15 protein-coding genes are annotated in these 16,775 nt (G+C 31.1%); 9 read left to right on the forward strand and 6 right to left on the reverse strand.

Translation table 11 applies throughout. The features are described from left to right. Positions 1-67 precede the first annotated feature (67 nt). The gene (locus tag BM053_RS00540; RefSeq protein ID WP_091472791.1) at positions 68-1,483 is read left to right on the forward strand and encodes a CCA tRNA nucleotidyltransferase; all 1,416 of its coding nucleotides are present in this window, start codon (positions 68-70) and stop codon (positions 1,481-1,483) included. Positions 1,484-1,496: 13 nt separating this feature from the next. Continuing rightward, on the forward strand, positions 1,497-2,516 hold the full coding sequence (locus BM053_RS00545; protein WP_091472794.1) for a COX15/CtaA family protein: 1,020 nt from the start codon (positions 1,497-1,499) through the stop codon (positions 2,514-2,516). A 109-nt stretch (positions 2,517-2,625) separates the two neighbouring features. On the opposite strand, the gene BM053_RS00550 is transcribed toward BM053_RS00545, so the two are convergent. The 6 genes from BM053_RS00550 to BM053_RS00575 all read right to left on the reverse strand — a co-directional run bounded on the left by BM053_RS00550 (position 2,626) and on the right by BM053_RS00575 (position 8,393). Beyond that, positions 2,626-3,384 (reverse strand): LytR/AlgR family response regulator transcription factor, encoded by a 759-nt coding sequence (locus BM053_RS00550; protein WP_091472795.1) that lies wholly within the window; start codon positions 3,382-3,384, stop codon positions 2,626-2,628. An 86-nt stretch (positions 3,385-3,470) separates the two neighbouring features. Next, complete coding sequence (locus BM053_RS00555; RefSeq protein ID WP_091472797.1) at positions 3,471-3,785, reverse strand: 2TM domain-containing protein; 315 nt, start codon at positions 3,783-3,785, stop codon at positions 3,471-3,473. A 5-nt stretch (positions 3,786-3,790) separates the two neighbouring features. Continuing rightward, positions 3,791-4,096: a 2TM domain-containing protein gene (locus tag BM053_RS00560; protein WP_091473721.1), complete on the reverse strand. Its 306-nt coding sequence runs from the start codon at positions 4,094-4,096 to the stop codon at positions 3,791-3,793. Continuing rightward, complete coding sequence (locus BM053_RS00565; RefSeq protein WP_091472799.1) at positions 4,096-5,451, reverse strand: 2TM domain-containing protein; 1,356 nt, start codon at positions 5,449-5,451, stop codon at positions 4,096-4,098. Before BM053_RS00565 ends, BM053_RS00560 begins: the two co-directional genes overlap by 1 nt. A gap of 30 nt (positions 5,452-5,481) precedes the next feature. After that, positions 5,482-6,102 (reverse strand): hypothetical protein, encoded by a 621-nt coding sequence (locus BM053_RS00570; protein ID WP_091472802.1) that lies wholly within the window; start codon positions 6,100-6,102, stop codon positions 5,482-5,484. 137 nt (positions 6,103-6,239) lie between these two features. Continuing rightward, the gene (locus tag BM053_RS00575; protein WP_091472804.1) at positions 6,240-8,393 is read right to left on the reverse strand and encodes a TonB-dependent receptor; all 2,154 of its coding nucleotides are present in this window, start codon (positions 8,391-8,393) and stop codon (positions 6,240-6,242) included. A gap of 131 nt (positions 8,394-8,524) precedes the next feature. On the opposite strand from BM053_RS00575, the gene BM053_RS00580 reads away from it, so the two are divergent. From BM053_RS00580 to BM053_RS00615, 7 genes are all read left to right on the forward strand, one after another. After that, positions 8,525-9,163, forward strand: coding sequence for a DUF998 domain-containing protein (locus tag BM053_RS00580; RefSeq protein WP_091472808.1), 639 nt, complete (start codon positions 8,525-8,527; stop codon positions 9,161-9,163). Positions 9,164-9,216: 53 nt separating this feature from the next. Then, positions 9,217-9,756, forward strand: coding sequence for an IS1096 element passenger TnpR family protein (locus BM053_RS00585; protein ID WP_091472809.1), 540 nt, complete (start codon positions 9,217-9,219; stop codon positions 9,754-9,756). A 101-nt stretch (positions 9,757-9,857) separates the two neighbouring features. Continuing rightward, entirely contained in the window at positions 9,858-10,916 is a 1,059-nt protein-coding gene (locus BM053_RS00590) for a nucleoid-associated protein (RefSeq protein ID WP_091472812.1), read from the forward strand. Between the two features lie 97 nt (positions 10,917-11,013). Then, complete coding sequence (locus tag BM053_RS00595) at positions 11,014-12,570, forward strand: T9SS type A sorting domain-containing protein (RefSeq protein WP_091472815.1); 1,557 nt, start codon at positions 11,014-11,016, stop codon at positions 12,568-12,570. Positions 12,571-12,752: 182 nt separating this feature from the next. Further along, the gene (locus BM053_RS00605; protein WP_091472819.1) at positions 12,753-13,652 is read left to right on the forward strand and encodes an ABC transporter ATP-binding protein; all 900 of its coding nucleotides are present in this window, start codon (positions 12,753-12,755) and stop codon (positions 13,650-13,652) included. 24 nt (positions 13,653-13,676) lie between these two features. Further along, positions 13,677-14,489, forward strand: coding sequence for an ABC transporter permease (locus tag BM053_RS00610; protein ID WP_091472821.1), 813 nt, complete (start codon positions 13,677-13,679; stop codon positions 14,487-14,489). Positions 14,490-14,503: 14 nt separating this feature from the next. After that, positions 14,504-16,771, forward strand: a complete 2,268-nt coding sequence (locus BM053_RS00615; protein WP_091472824.1) for a T9SS type B sorting domain-containing protein — start codon at positions 14,504-14,506, stop codon at positions 16,769-16,771. Positions 16,772-16,775 lie beyond the last annotated feature (4 nt).

The raw sequence follows: 16,775 nt of genomic DNA on the forward strand, positions 1-16,775 counted from the left end.
AGAAATCTCATTTATTAAAACTATGAGATTTCTCCTTCGTCGAAATGACAAAATACAGAAACAACAAATGAACTACAAAACATCATTAACAAATAAAATTTTTGAAATTATTTCAAAAGCCTCCCAAGAACTTAACGTAGATAGTTATGTAATTGGCGGTTTTGTACGTGATTTAATTTTAAAACGAGAATTCAAAAAAGACATCGATATTGTTGCAGTTGGTTCAGGAATTGAATTGGCATTGAAAGTTTCAGAATTGTTACCAAACAAACCAAAAGTACAAGTTTTTAAAACCTACGGAACAGCAATGCTTCGTTTTGAAGATACCGAAATTGAGTTTGTTGGTGCAAGAAAAGAATCTTATAATCTCGAAAGTCGCAATCCAGTTGTCGAAAACGGAACGCTTGAAGATGACCAAAATCGTCGTGACTTTACGATAAATGCTTTGGCAATTTCCTTAAATAAAAACAATTACGGGGAATTATTAGACCCTTTTGATGGTTTGACCGATTTAGAAAATAAAATCATAAAAACACCTTTAGATCCTGACATTACATATTCCGATGATCCTTTGCGAATGCTTCGTGGTATTCGATTTGCAGCACAATTGGGTTTTACGATTGAAGAAAACTCTTTAAACTCAATTACTAAAAATGCTGACCGGATTAATATTATTTCGGGCGAAAGAATTGTCGATGAATTAAACAAAATTCTTTCATCAGACAAACCTTCAATAGGATTTTTATTACTTTTCAAAACTGGATTATTAGACATCATTCTTCCCGAATTGACTGCTTTAAATCAAGTCGAAGAAATAGAAGGTCATACGCATAAAAACAACTTTTACCACACCTTAGAAGTTGTAGACAATATTTGTCCAAATACTGATGATGTTTGGTTGCGTTGGTCAGCATTATTACACGATATTGGCAAAGCACCAACCAAACGTTTCAACAAAAAACAAGGTTGGACATTTCATGGACATGAGTTTTTGGGTGGAAAAATGGCTAAAAAGATATTCGAACGTTTACACATGCCATTAAATCACAAAATGAAATTTGTACAAAAAATGGTCATGATGAGTTCTCGTCCTATTGTTTTGTCGGAAGATATGGTAACCGATTCGGCAGTGCGTCGTTTGGTTTTTGATGCTGGCGAAGATGTAGAAAATCTAATGACTTTGTGCGAGGCAGATATTACAACCAAAAACCCAAACAAGTTCAAAAAATACCATAAAAATTTCGAAATTGTACGTCAGAAAATCATTGAAGTCGAAGAACGTGATTCTGTCCGAAACTTTCAACCACCAATTACGGGTGAACAAATTATGGAAATCTTTAATATAAAACCTGGACGTGAAATTGGAATTTTGAAAGAAGCGGTTAAAGAAGCTATTTTAGAAGGTGAAATTCCGAATGAATATCAAGCTGCTTTCGAATTTGTTTTGAAAAGAGCTGAAAAATTAGGTTTGAAAAAAAATTAAACACAAATTCTTTATGAATAAGTATTTTCTAAAATCGGCAAAAACAGCATTAATACTCGTTTATTTAGTAATCATTGCAGGAGCATTAGTCAGAATGACTGGCTCTGGAATGGGTTGCCCTGATTGGCCAAAATGTTTCGGATATTACATTCCACCAACCGATATTAAGGAACTTACTTGGGCACCCAATCGTGTTTTCGACGAAGGTCAAGTTGTTATTAAAGATGAAAAACTATTGGTTGCAACCTCCCATTTTACAACAGGAACCACTTTCGACCCGAAGCAATGGCGTTTGTACACAAAACATGATTATGCCATCTTTAATGCTGTTGAAACATGGATTGAATATTTGAATAGATTAGCAGGTGCTTTGGCAGGAATTGCCGTTTTTGCTATGGCCGTTTTCTCCTTTGGATTTTGGAAACAAAACAAAAAAATTACGCTTCTCTCATGGCTTTCAGTTTTCTTAATGGGTTTTCAGGGTTGGCTTGGCGCAAGAGTTGTTTATTCGGTTTTAAATCCTGTGAAAATTACAATTCATATGATTGTAGCTTTACTAATCGTAGCCGTTTTGGTTTACATCATTAGAAACGCAAGTGGAAAAACATCTGATTTTAAAGTCGATAAAAAATTTAAAATAATACTATTTGCTACGCTGCTTTTAACATTAATTCAAATAATTCTTGGCACTCAAGTAAGGCAATATGTAGATGAACAAGTGAAAATTTTAGGTTACAATCAGATGCAATTGGTGTTAGAAAATCCAACTATTACGTTCTATATTCATCGTACTTTTTCAGTTTTAATATTGGGACTGAATGTGTTTTTATTCTTAAGAAATAGAAAACTACAATTGGGTTATGATAAAATAAATTGGGTTATGATTTTAATTTCGATCGAAATTTTATCTGGAATGGCGATGTATTATTTTGATTTTCCTTACACGTCGCAACCTATACATTTAGTCATTGCTTCTTTACTTTTTGGGGTTCAGTTTTATTTGGTTTTAGAAAGTAGAAAAGAGAATGTTTAATCATTTTTAAGGCTAAAAACCACTATCGATAAAATCTATATTAAATATTTAATTTATTGTAAATCAGTTTTTTAAATTAATTCAATTAATTTAAAAGTTTATATTGAAATTATCCTATCCAAGTTTTAAATTCTTGCACTTTTTCTCGAGAAACCACTACTTCTTCTTCTTTATAAGTTGGTAAAATAATCTTCAATCGTGAGTTAGAATACAACAAAATTTCTTTGATAGATTTTAAAGGAACAATAAATTTTCGGCTTATGCGAAAGAAGTTTTTAGGATCTAAATCTTGTTCTAAAACTTCGAGAGTCGAGTCGATAAGGTAATTTCTGTTATCGAGAGTATGAATATAAGTTCCTTTATTTTCACTAAAAAAGCATTCGATTTCTTCTATCAAAATTACTTTTAGTTGTTGTCCAATTTTGACCGTAAATCTGGTTTTATGATTTTTATCAAACGGGTTTTGGAACATCTTTTTTATCTGTTCAAAATCCAACTGCAAGTTTGTTTCTGGTTTAGGAAAATTGGATTTAAATTTTGTAACGGCCACTTCCAATTCGTCTTCATCAATTGGTTTGAGAAGATAATCTATCGAATTTAATTTGAAAGCTTTTAACGCATATTCGTCGTAAGCCGTTGTAAAAATTATTGCCGATTTTATGTCTATTTTTTCAAAAATCTCAAACGACAATCCATCAGATAATTGAATGTCTAAAAATATCAAATCTGGGTGCGCATTATTAGAAAACCAAGCTATCGATTCTTCTACAGAATGCAACATCACATCGACTCTTATATTCAGTTTTTCGAGTTTGCGCTGCAACAATCTTGCTGCTGGTTTTTCGTCTTCAATAATTATTGTTAGCATATTTTAGGTTTTGAGGTACAAAGTTACAAAGGAACAAAGCTTCTGAGGTTTTGCCTTTGCAACTTTAAACCTCTGAACCTTTGAACCTACTCCCATTTCTCGTTCTTATCTTTTTCCATCAATTCCTGAATTTTTCTTTCTTCCCAGTTATTCCCTAAAAACCATGTTGGTACAAAAGTAGAAAGCGCATGGGCAAGTAATCCTAATCCCCAGAAAAATGCTGTAAAAAAGTTTTCTTTCCTAAAATAACTTTCACCAGGTTCTAAATCTTGAATATTTAGAATGACAATCATGATATTTACTACGATATAAACAGCTAAATGGGAATAAAATCCTTTTAGTTTTTTAACTCGCTTCACAACTTCCTGATACTTTATTTCGTCGTTTGAATTCGTTTCCATTTCAACTATTTTTTTAAATTATTGTTATATTCTTCTTCTTTCATATATTGAGCAATTTTTCGTTCTTCCCAGTCTTTCCCAAGAAATGGCATATAATTAAAAGCTTTCATTCCGTGAAAAACAACTCCAATTCCCCAGCCTATCATGGGCCAAAAGAACCAAATATGTTCTGGTGAATATTTTAAGTTTATAAATATTAAAAATAAATTTACTAGAATATAAGACATGAGATTTCCGTAAAAACCTTTTATATCTTCCACTTTCTTTTTTGCCGCAAGGTATTTTTCGATGTTATTTTGATTTGTTTCCATTAGTTCCATTTTTTGGTTTTATCCTTATTCAAAAATTCTTGTATTTTACGTTCTTCCCAATTTTTCCCATATCCAAAAGTTTCTATTGCGTGAAATGCAATTCCCATTCCCCAGCCCAACATTGGAAACCAAAACCACTGAAAACCAGAACTGGTATTTAGGTTTATAATAACTAAAATTGGAATTACCGTGCAATAGGAAATCAGGTTTCCGTAAAATCCTTTAATTTTCCCAACTCTTTCTTTAGCTCTAACATAAGCCATATTCTCGTTTATTATATTTTTAGTTTCCATAAAGGCGATTTGTTTTGTTAGTATTGGAATTTTGACACTAAATGTATTTTCATTTTGTTCGATTAATACTTTTCTGTTAGAAATAATTCCGTAACGATTGATGATGTTTTGCAAACCAACTCCCTGTCTATCTTGCAAAACTTCTTTCTTCTGAAAATTATTTTGAATGACTAAATAATCACCATCGATAAAAATCTTAATATGCAATGGTTTTTGCTCTGAAACCACATTGTGTTTTACCGTGTTTTCTAATAAAAGCTGTAAGGATAGCGGAACAACTTTTGCTTCTGTAATGCTATTTTCAGTTGGCAATTCGTATGTTAAACTATTCTCGAAACGCATTTTTAACAAATTCATATAAGTTTTTGCAAACGATAATTCTTCTTCGACCGAAACCAATTCTTTGTCTTTTTGTTCGAGAACATAACGATAAATTTTTGATAATGAAGTCGTAAATCGTTGTGCATTTTCGGGATTTTCTTCTATCAAAGAGCTTAAAACATTTAGACTATTAAACAAAAAATGTGGGTCAATTTGATTTTTCAGACTTTCGAACTTAGCACTTGCTGTTCCTGCAATAATTTTCTGTTCGGTAACTTCTTTTTTGCTTACATTTTTCCAATTGATCATAAAACTTCTTGCATGCATAAAAACAGAAACACCAAGCGACAAAATGATATAGAAAAGATGCATTAAAACCATATTTGGATTAAAAAAATCACTTGACGGCAATTTATTTAAAATCACAAAAGTGACATAATTTATACCTAAAACTACTGGAATAGTGTACAAAACTGTGGTTATAATCCCAAAATAAACCCTAAGATTTGTTTGTTCCAACCAATCCCATTTTCTGTCTAACAAATTATTTATCAGACCATTACCAAAGCCGAGACCAAAAGAATACAATGAACTTATTAGGAAAGAGAATCCAATATTTTTTAGATTAAAATCCTGATTGATTATAACTGTAAAAATTAAGGTAAATATCACAGCAATTTTGAGACAAGCAATAGCTCCTTTTCTAACTTCTGTAAATGTTTTTATTCTTTGATTTTCCATTTTTTATATTCTATTTTAGCCTTTTCTTGTCTATTTACAACCTTTCAATGCTTCTGTTGCTCTATCTAATCCCCATTTTGGATGAAATTGACTTTCTGGTTTAAAAGTAGCAAAAAGTCCGATAGATTTTTCAATTTGTGCACACATTGGTTTTGTATCACCACCAAAATATTTTGCTCCATTTATTTCGAATTCTGCTTTGCAAAAAACAACTCTAGGATTTTCGGGTGCAATCGCTTGTGCTTTTGCATATAATTCCATTACGGGACCAGATAATTTCATTCCGTTTGTCATGGGGTCAGCCACTATCCAAGCGGTGTGAATCATAGCTTGCATTACTAAAAGTTCAGCATTATTTGGATTTTTAATCATTTCCACACTCAATGCTGTTTGTGCTTTGGTTAACAAATTATTTATTTTTTCTTTGTCCTGTGTTCCAAATGCTGATGTGGTATTTACCAATGCAACATAATAATTAGGCAACCAATTGTTTTTTTCTGCCGATGCAATTCGATCAAACATATCAGATGATTCGGTATTTTTTCCTTCTTTCCATAATCCGAATGCTTTGCCCATTCCTTGTTCAAATTGTGTTTGCGCACTTACTAAACTGGTTACGAAAAATGCGATTGCGATGATAACTTTTGTCATAATTTCTAATTTTTAGATTGTTTTTATTTGATGTTGATTTTAATTCTGATGTAAATTTATGTTGATTGTTCTTGTTTTAAAATTGATTCTGACTGAACTGTCATTTTTTGATGCTGAATTGTAAAATTCTTATTCTTTTACAAATTATTCAACTGATTGGTTTTTTTATTGTCACTTATTGTCCAAAAGAAACCTACAAAAAAGAATCGTTTTGCTGGTGGCACAATGGCTTGATTTGCATAAATATTGTTCGCATTTTTGTTGTTTGCATATTGATAACCATAAATATTATTGGCGCCCAATAAGTTCGAAACACTAATGTAAATAATTTTTTGTGGTCGCAAAATATAAGCCCAACCCAATGACAAGTCAGTAAATGATTTCGTTTTTTCTGCCATAAAACTTGCAGTATTTGGGTCGTTGTAAGGTCGTCCTGAACTATAAGAATAAGTTAATCCTAATTGCGATTTTAAACTATCAATCCAATATTTAGTCACTACCGAAACACTATTGCTAGCTACAAAACTAGGTGTAACTTGTTGTGTGTGATTTTTGTAATCTCTTTTCGAATCTATATAAGAATACGATATGGCATATTCCAAATTTTTAACGGTTTTGTTATCTTTCCAAAAAACATCTAATCCTTTAGCATAACCAAAACCGTTATTATTGTAATTGCTATTGTAAGTTGCAGTATTGGTATCGTATTTTATCAAATCAGAATAGTCTTTAAAATAGGTTTCTACACGAAGCATTTTTCCATTAACGTTGTACATATAATTCAAAATATAATGAGATGCTTTTTCGTAGTTTAAATGAGAATCAAATTTTAAATAATCTTGTTTTGCCGTTTGATTAAATGTACCGTAAGCTACAGAAAATTGACTATTTTTAGCAATCTTATATCCAAAAGAAATCCTTGGTTCTACCACAAATTTATCAACTACTGAAGCATTCGAACCTCGAATTCCGAGATTTAAAGCTACTTTTTCGCTAAACATAATTTCGCCTTCGCTAAAAAGTGCTGTTTGTGTATTTTTATATCCATAATTAATAGTTGAATAAGACGTTGGTGTATAACTTTCATCGAAATTGGTATTAAAAATTTCAGCTCCAAAATTCAATTTAAAATAATTAGAAAAAGATTCTCTAAATTTTAATTTATAATGAAAAGCGGTTTCAGTATTATTTAATTTATCCGAAACAATCCCTATTTTATTTTTGTTATAACCAAAACTAAAACCAGTTTGAATTTGCAATTTATCACCTACTTCACCTTTATAAGACGAATTAATGTAAAGATTATCATTATTTAAATCGAACCTAATTTTATCCGTATAATTAATATCTTTCTGATTCAAATCTAACGAAGTATGGTCGTAAGTCGCATATAATTTAAACAATCCTTTATTAAATTTATAGCGATAAACACTTTGCCCAGAAATAGATTGCACAGGTTTGTTCCAATCTATTTTTTGAGGAACAATTAATTGATATGGCGCCAGATTAATATAATTAGCATCGAAACTCAACGAACTTTTCTTGAATTTTGATGTTTTTCCTAAGCCTAAACCCAAGGTCATAATCGAAATATTAGTAATCTCTTCTGCTGGTTCGTTTATAGAATTCATAAGCAAAACGCTGGATAAAGCTGAGCCATATTCCGCTGAATAACCTCCTGTAGAAAACGACATACCGCTAAACAAATTAGGCGAAAACCTATTTCGAGTTGGCAAATTACTCACCGAAGCGTCGTAAGGTTGCGATACTCGAATTCCATCTACATAAGTTTGGGTTTCATCGGCTTCTCCACCACGAACAAAAAGACGGCCGTCCTCTCCTACTTTTTGCGTTCCTGGCAGAGTTTGCATTGCAGCAACTATATTAGCATTAGAACCAGCCGTGGTATAAATATCCATCGCTTTGAGTGCTGTAATTTTAGAATTATCGCCAGCTCTAAAAGTCCCTGCCGATATCACAACCGCATCGAGTGTATTGATACTTTGTTTAAGAACAATCGTTTGATTTTGATAATTAGCCACATCAATATCAATTTTTGAAGTTTCAAAAGCCATAAAACTAACCACCAAAACTTGATTTCCTGTTGCTGAAGTTTCGAAACTAAAATCTCCTTTTTCTGTCGATGTTGCTCCGTCGTAAGTGCCTTCAATAAAAATGTTAACTCCTGAAATAGGAAGGTTTTTTTTATCGACAATTTTACCAGAAATAGTAGTTTGAGAAAAAACTGAAATTGATAATAATATGATGACAAAAGTTAGAATTGGTTTCATAATGTTTGTTTTGATGAAGCAAAATTGCATCATACCTTCCAAATTTAAAATTTATATTGACTGAATTGTAGAAATTTAGAGCTGAACCGTTATAATAAATTTGTATTTTTAAAATTATTTTAGAAAAAAACATGAAAACATCATTACTATTTTGGTCAGGAATTCTCAGCGTTGTCATTTTTGTTTTAACAACCGTTATTGGCGGATTTTTGTATCCAAATTACAGTCATATTTCTCAATTTATAAGCGAGTCTTATGCTATAGATGCGCCAAAAGCAGATTTGCTTCGGTTTTTTGGGTACATTCCAAGTGGCATTTTATATATTCTTTTTTCATTATTTTCAATAAGAGTATTGCCAAAATCTGTCATTAGTACAATAGGTTTTATAGGAGTAGGTTTTGGTTACGGTTTTGGCACCATTATATGTAGCATTTTTAACTGTGATGCTGGTTGTAATCCTAAATTTATAAATCCAAGTTTGTCCCAGTTTATTCATAATTCGATGGGATTCGTAACTTATCTGATTGTTCCGTTTTCAATTCTACTCATTGGCATTGCTTCTCGAAAATGGAAAAATGGTGGTCAATTATCAACCATAAGTTATCTGGTTTTCATATTAAGTTTTCTATTTGTGATGATTCTTAATGCTAATTTAGATTCTCCTTACAAAGGATTAATTCAAAGAATTATTGAAGGAAGTATTTTATTTTGGATTATTTACAGCTCCTATTCATACAAAAAAATCTTATCAACAAATAGCGATTTGTAATTCGTAATTCGTAATTTATATTTTACCTTTGATGCTTTAATAAAAATACGATTATGGTTTACAAATTTAGAGTAATTCTTGACAATGAAGATGATGTTTTTAGAGATATTGCAATACTTGCAGAAGATACTTTAGAAGATTTACACAACGCAATTTTCAATTCATTTGGTTTCGACGGAATGGAAGTTGGTTCTTTTTATACTTGCGATGACACTTGGAATCAGGAAGATGAAATTTCTCTTTTTGACTCTGGCGATGTTCTTGGCGAGATGAAAATCATGAGCGATTACTTACTTTCTGATATTTTAGACAAAGAAAATAGAAAAATAATTTACGTTTACGATTTTATAAACATGTGGACATTCTTAGTAGAACTAGCTGCTATCGAAGAAATAACCGCTGGCGCAACTTATCCTGAAACAATTTTTTCTCACGGAGAAATGCCCGATGATTCTGGAGAAAAAAACTTTCTTGCTGATGAAGATGAAGAAAACTATAACGAGTTTGAAGATGATTTAGATGAAGATGATTTAGACATGTTTAGCGGTGATGATAGTTTTGAAGATTACGGATTCGAGGAGAATTGGAATTAATACAAAAATTACAAATTAAAGCAAGATTAATAATATAAAACCAAGATTTGAGACATTCGTTCCGTCTTTAATCTTGGTTCTTTATTCTAAAAAATAAAAAAATGATCAATTTATTTAATACTCACATCGAAAGTTTGTCTATACATCGTGTAGGAAACGTAAGTCGTAACGAAGAAATGTTTTTATCTGAAAATCCTTATGGCTTAAACGACGAAATCATGCCGTTACTAAAAGAATATTTCTTGAAAGCGTTTCGTGATAAGGAAGAAAACTATTTTCAGTTTGCTCACGAAGTAGATTTAGAATATAATGAAATGTTTAAATTTGCTACCGAAATTTTTGAAAATCCAAACAAAACTCATGACATTTCAAAAAAAATCACCAAACATCTTTTCGAGCAATCAAATCATCCACATATAAAAAACGGGGAAGTTTATGTAACGCACCTAACCAATATTTCTATCGATAATAATGTGGTTGATGCTATTGGAATTTTTAAAAGTGAGCTTAAAGCCGATTTTCTTCAGTTTGAAGAAAAAGGGACAACGCTAGAAATGATTTTGCAACAAGGAATTAATTTGAATAAGCTTGACAAAGGTTGTTTGATTTTTAATTACAAAAAAGAAGAAGGTTACAAGATTCTTACTGTAGACAGCAACCGTTATGATGCACGTTATTGGTTAGAGCATTTCCTTTCGGTAGATGCTTTTCAGGACGAAAATTTTAAAACTAAAAAATATTTAAAATTCTGTCAAGATTTTGCGAAAGAAGTTGTTTTTCCTGCCGAAGACAAGAAAGAAGAAGTTATGTTTATGAATCGAGCAGTAAACCATTTTGCGAAAAATGACCAGTTCGAAGAATCATTATTTCTAAACGAAGTTATCGATAATCCAGATTTAATTTCGGAGTTTAAAAGTTATAAAGTAGACAAAGGCGAAAAATATAGTATTGAAGATTTAACGAGCTTTCCTATTGCAAATGCTGCTGTTTCGGACGCAAGAAGAACGATGAAAAACGTAATTAATTTGGATACAAATATTCAAATAAAACTAGATTTTATAAATCCTGAAAGTGCCGAAAAATTTGTAGAAAAAGGCTGGGACGAAGAAAAACAAATGTATTATTATTTGGTTTACTTTAATAAAGAAAACAAAAGCTAGAATTTAGAATACAAAATATAAATCCTCAATTAGTAAATTAGTTGGGGATTTTTTTATATTTGTCGATATTTACCTACAATTTTTTTAGATAATAAAAATGAAATTTAAACATTTAGCAGTAATACTTTCTACTTTTTTTGCACAAACCATCAATAGTCAGTCCCAATTTATTAATACTAATTTTGGTACGAACGGATACACCTGCGTAAGTCAACCTATTGGTTCGTATGTTTTTGGAGATTTAATAACTGTAAATGATGATTTTTATGCTTTTACCAGTTTTTCGGGTTATAGCATAGTTAAATTTGATACTAATGGTGACATCGTATCTTCATTTGGCACAAATGGTATTCGTACACTAAATTTATATTCTGGTGGTGGGGAATTGCATGACAATACCAATTCTTTTATAAGAAAAACTCCGAATAATGAATTCCTAATGGTTGTTGACAATTATGGTTCAGTTTCTCCAAGCAATTTCATGGCAAAAACTGATATAAATGGTAATTTAATAAATAGTTTTGGTGTAAATGGTTATGTAAATAATTCATTTTTATCAGATAAAATTGATTTCCATTCTGTAGAAATAATAAATGATGAAATCGTACTAATTGGAAGCAATGAATCTTATCCTTCAAATAATCCAAATAAGTATATCATTATTATAAAATTGGATTTAAATGGAAATTTAATCACCACTTTTGGAAATAATGGAATATTAAAATTTAATTACGATTATTTAGAATACGATACCTATTTTTCAGTATTTGATTCAAATCACAATGCTGTTTACTCCCTTTTTAAGAAAAAAAGCAGTAGAAATCAGCATTATATAACTAAATTTAATCTGAACAACAATAGTATTGATACTAACTTTGGTGATAATGGAAAACTATTTATTGACAATATAAACAACAGTAGCTATTACATCAGTCCCGATGTATTTTGCCTAGATGACAATGAGAATATTTATGTTTCAGGTTCGTATAATTATAATGTATCAACTTTAGATTATTACATGTTTACAAGTAAATACAATAATACCCAACAACTAGATGCTACATTTGGTAATCAGGGAATGTTTCTAACAAAAATTGAAAGTGGTAATAGCATTCCAAGAATTTATTCAATAAAAAAATCGTTAAATGAAGTAACATTAACTGGATCTACATATCAATGGGATAATTATAGTTTCAATAAAATATTTTTACTAAAACTGAATGATGACGGCACTTTAAAACAAGATTTCGGTTTAAATGGTAAAATAATAAATTACCTCTTTACAACCGATAACCTTCCATATAAAACAATTGAACAGAATGGTATGTTTACCATTGCTACAAATTCAACAGCTTGTATAAACAACAATGGACCAACAATAATTCAAATAAATTCAAATAATTCATTATCAATAAACGATAATACTCATACAAACGATTTTATCTTATCACCAAATCCTGTTAAAGATTATATGTTTTGCAAGGGTAACGAAGATGTTGTTAAAATAGAAGTCATTGACATCTATGGTAGAATTTTAAAGTCAATTTATATCAATGATAATAAAGTAGACTTGAGTGAATTTAAAACAGGTAACTATATTTTAAAATTACATACAAAATCTAAAATAGTAAATACAATGATAATAAAAGAATAACATCAGTAATCACAAATCTAATTTTGAATACAGGCATACTCCGAATTATAATAACGATACTAATTACAGAGAAAACTTCAAGTTTAGTATAAATACCATCCTCAATTTTTATTGAGGATTTTTCTTTGTAACAAAATACTAACTTTTTCGTCTTACTATAATCAATCAAAAAACAAACAGTTTTGGGAACTATTCTTACAATTACCAACCTCAACAAAGTTTATAATAAATATGTTCATGCCGTAAAAAACCTTTCGTTAGAAATTCACAAAGGCAATGTTTACGGAATTCTAGGACCAAACGGTTCGGGAAAATCGACCACTTTAGGGATCGTTTTAAATGTGGTAAACAAAACTTCGGGAACTTATAGCTGGTTTGGCGGAAAAACAGAAACACACGAAGCGCTAAAAAAAGTAGGAGCCATTATCGAGCGACCTAACTTTTACCCTTATATGACTGCGAAAGAAAATCTAGAATTGGTTTGCAAAATTAAGAATATTAATTATACTAAAGTTCAAGAAAAGCTCGAATTAGTAGGATTAATGGAGAGAAAAGATAGCAAGTTTAGCACTTTTTCGTTGGGAATGAAACAACGTTTGGCCATTGCTTCTGCCCTACTTAACGATCCGGAAATTCTAATTCTAGACGAACCTACTAATGGTTTAGATCCGCAAGGAATACATCAAATTCGTGATATTATTAGACAAATTGCTTCGCAAGGAACGACCATTTTATTGGCTTCGCATTTGCTTGATGAAGTCGAAAAAGTATGTACTCACGTTTTGGTTTTACGAAAAGGCGAAATGCTATATTCCGGAACGGTAGACGGTATGACCAGCAACGAAGGTTTTTTTGAATTGAAATCTGAAAATCATCAAACTTTAAAATCCGTTTTAGCAAATCATCTAGCTGTCGAAAAAATAGTTGAAGAAGAAGGAAAAGTCTTGGTTTACTTGAAAGAAAATCTAGAACCTGCAGATTTAAACAAATATTTGTTTGACAATAATATTAGTTTAGAACATCTTGTGAAACGAAAAGTTAGTTTAGAAGAGCAGTTTTTAGAATTAACAGCTAACCAATAACAATTTCAAAAATCAATAGCAAAAATGAGAAGATTATTATCTATAGAATTACAAAAAATCTGGAAAAACAAAGCAAGCCGCACCTTGACAATTACATATTTTGTTTTGCTTTCTTTTATTGCATTAATAGCATCTATCAAATTTGATATTGGACCAATACATTTTAGAATAGCCGATGAAGGGATTTTTAATTTTCCGTACATCTGGCATTTTAATACTTGGATAGCAAGTTGGCTTAAATTATTTCTTGCTATTATTATTGTCTCCATGATGGCAAATGAATACAGTTACGGGACTTTAAAACAAAATCTTATTGACGGAATGAATAAAAAAGAATTTATTTTATCTAAATTTCTTACTGTTATGCTATTTGCTACAATATCAACAGTTTTTATTTTTATATTAAGCTTAATTCTAGGATATAGTTTCTCATCATATAATGAATTTTCAATTGTTTTTTCTGATTTAGAATATCTATTAGCTTATTTCATAAAGTTAATTGGATTCTTTTCTTTCTGCTTGTTTGTTGGTATTTTAGTAAAACGTTCCGCATTTGCACTTGGTTTTTTATTGGTTTGGTGGATATTTGAAATTATATTAATCTATTTGATAGGAATTCCTGAAACACTAGCAAAATTACTTCCATTAGAAGCCATGTCCAATTTAATAGTAGAACCAATAACGCGATTATCTGTTGTAAAAACCATTGGTACACAAATTGGAGTAAATGATATTAAGGATTATAGTGTTCATTTTTCTACAATTACCATTGTTTTAGTTTGGACTGTTATATTTATGTTAATGTCTTATAAAATTCTTAAAAAACGAGATTTGTAGTATCTTTGCGGTCTATGAAATTAAGACTCCAAATCCTTGTTTTTAGTGCTACCTTATTCTTTTCAGGAAGCATGTTTGCACAGTATATTCAGGTTACAGATAATGTTACTGCGCAAGATTTAGTACAAAATACACTAATAAATAGTTCTTGTGCCCTTGTGTCAAATTTTTCGGCGACAGGCGGAAGTTTTACTGGACAACAAAGTTATGGCTCTTTTGTGGCTGGAACGAGTGGTTTCCCTTTTGCTAAAGGAGTAGTTCTTAGTACAAGTAGAGCAGTTTCAACTGAAGGACCAAACGATAATTTGTTAAGCGAAAATGCTAATGATTGGTTTGGCGATACTGATTTAGAACAAGCTTTAAGCATTTCAAACACATCAAACGCAACCATATTAGAATTTGATTTCATCCCACTTGCAAGCAAAATTAGTTTCGATTATTTGTTTGCTTCCGAAGAATATCATGATACTGCACCTTGCAGATATTCCGACGGATTTGGCTTTTTGCTTAAAGTTGTCGGAAGCTCAGCTCCTTACCAAAATTTAGCTTTAGTCCCCAACACAAATACACCTGTAAAAGTAACTTCAGTTCACCCTGATATTCCTGGCGCTTGTTCAGCTATAAATGAAACCTATTTTGATAGTTATAATGGTATAAATGCTCCAATAAATTTTAACGGACAAACTGTTGTTATGACAGCAAAAGCAACCGTTATTCCTGGCACAAAATATCATATAAAATTAGTTATTGCCGACGAAACAAATCCACAATATGATTCTGCTATTTTTCTTGGCGGAGGAACTTTTCAGGTAGGAACAGATCTTGGCGAAAACAAACTTATTGCTACTAAAAACCCTCTTTGTCAAGGCCAAATATACGTGTTAGATGCTACCGAATCTGGTACAAATACCTACAAATGGTTTAAAAACGGAACTGAAATTTTTGGAGAAACAAACCCAACATACCAAGTTTCAACCGCTGGTATTTACAGTGTAGAAGTTAGCCTTGGCGGAACATCATGCCTTGCAAAAGGAGAAGTAACTATCGAGTATAGTCCGTTACCTGCACTTAGCAATCAAACATTAGTACAATGTGACGACAATAATGATGGAAGCACCATTTTTAACCTTACCAAGTTGGATAATTTGATCAAAAATCCAAATGACACTACATTAAGCGCCGTAACTTATTACGAAACTATTGGAGGTACAGCTATTGCGAATCCCTCAAGCCACACTAGTATTCCCAAAATCATTTTTGCCGAAGTTTCTAATTCTAATAATTGTAAAAGCGTTGCGCAAGTGACATTACAAATTAACAATACAGTATATTTGCCTTATTCACTTGAAAAATGTGATGAAGTAGGAGACAAAGACGGAATAACTATTTTTAATCTAAATACTGAAATCACTCCTAATATTGCTCCAGGATTAGTAGTAGAATATTATGCTACCAGAACCAATGCTATAACCCAAAACAGTCCGTTACTAAATAATTATCCGAATATAATTCCTAACAATGAAACCATTTTTGCCCGAATTGTTAATGGTCCTGATTGTAACGGAATTATTGAAGTTAATTTAAAAGTTAATTTTTTAAAACCAGATAATTTTGAAGACAAAACTATTGGTTTGTGTCCAGGATCATCTGTTTTTTTAAGTGTTGATCCAATTTTTTTAAATTACGCATGGAATAATGGTGATGCTGATTTTGAAACTGAACTATTTACTGCTGGAAATTATTCAGTAGAAGTTACAGATGCAAATGGATGTAAAGCCACTAAAAAATTTATTGTAAACCCTTCGGCACCAGCCACAAATATTGATGCTGTAGTAGATGAATTTTCAGATAATAATTCTATATTAATTACTTATACTGATAATGGTGGCGATTATGAGTTTTCGATAGATGGTCAAGTGTATCAAGACAGCCCGCAGTTTCATAATGTATTGGCTGGCGAATACATTATTTCGGTTAGAGATAAAAATGGCTGTTTGCCAACACCGTCTAAAATATTTTTTGTGTTAGATTATCCTAAATTTTTTACTCCAAATGGCGACGGAATAAATGACACTTGGGTGATAAAAAACATTAAAACCAAGCCAAATTCTACCATAAACATATATGATAGATTTGGAAAATTACTAAAACAAATAGACTCAAATTCTGCTGGTTGGAACGGAACTTATAACGGAGAAAAATTACCCGCCGCCGATTATTGGTTCGTTTTAACACTTTTTAATAACAAAACCATAAAAAGTCACTTCGCACTTAAGAGATAATTAA

Source organism: Flavobacterium swingsii (genome assembly GCF_900111965.1).
In the GTDB taxonomy this organism is placed as follows: Bacteria; Bacteroidota; Bacteroidia; order Flavobacteriales; family Flavobacteriaceae; genus Flavobacterium; species Flavobacterium swingsii.

Coding starts and splice junctions, on each gene's coding strand:
- BM053_RS00560 (WP_091473721.1), bottom strand. CDS start 4,096: ATGGAAACAAATCAAAATAACATCGAAAAATACCTTGCGGCAAAAAAG.
- BM053_RS00615 (WP_091472824.1), top strand. CDS start 14,504: ATGAAATTAAGACTCCAAATCCTTGTTTTTAGTGCTACCTTATTCTTT.
- BM053_RS00595 (WP_091472815.1), top strand. CDS start 11,014: ATGAAATTTAAACATTTAGCAGTAATACTTTCTACTTTTTTTGCACAA.
- BM053_RS00540 (WP_091472791.1), top strand. CDS start 68: ATGAACTACAAAACATCATTAACAAATAAAATTTTTGAAATTATTTCA.
- BM053_RS00550 (WP_091472795.1), bottom strand. CDS start 3,384: ATGCTAACAATAATTATTGAAGACGAAAAACCAGCAGCAAGATTGTTG.
- BM053_RS00610 (WP_091472821.1), top strand. CDS start 13,677: ATGAGAAGATTATTATCTATAGAATTACAAAAAATCTGGAAAAACAAA.
- BM053_RS00570 (WP_091472802.1), bottom strand. CDS start 6,102: ATGACAAAAGTTATCATCGCAATCGCATTTTTCGTAACCAGTTTAGTA.
- BM053_RS00555 (WP_091472797.1), bottom strand. CDS start 3,785: ATGGAAACGAATTCAAACGACGAAATAAAGTATCAGGAAGTTGTGAAG.
- BM053_RS00575 (WP_091472804.1), bottom strand. CDS start 8,393: ATGAAACCAATTCTAACTTTTGTCATCATATTATTATCAATTTCAGTT.
- BM053_RS00585 (WP_091472809.1), top strand. CDS start 9,217: ATGGTTTACAAATTTAGAGTAATTCTTGACAATGAAGATGATGTTTTT.
- BM053_RS00580 (WP_091472808.1), top strand. CDS start 8,525: ATGAAAACATCATTACTATTTTGGTCAGGAATTCTCAGCGTTGTCATT.
- BM053_RS00590 (WP_091472812.1), top strand. CDS start 9,858: ATGATCAATTTATTTAATACTCACATCGAAAGTTTGTCTATACATCGT.
- BM053_RS00565 (WP_091472799.1), bottom strand. CDS start 5,451: ATGGAAAATCAAAGAATAAAAACATTTACAGAAGTTAGAAAAGGAGCT.
- BM053_RS00545 (WP_091472794.1), top strand. CDS start 1,497: ATGAATAAGTATTTTCTAAAATCGGCAAAAACAGCATTAATACTCGTT.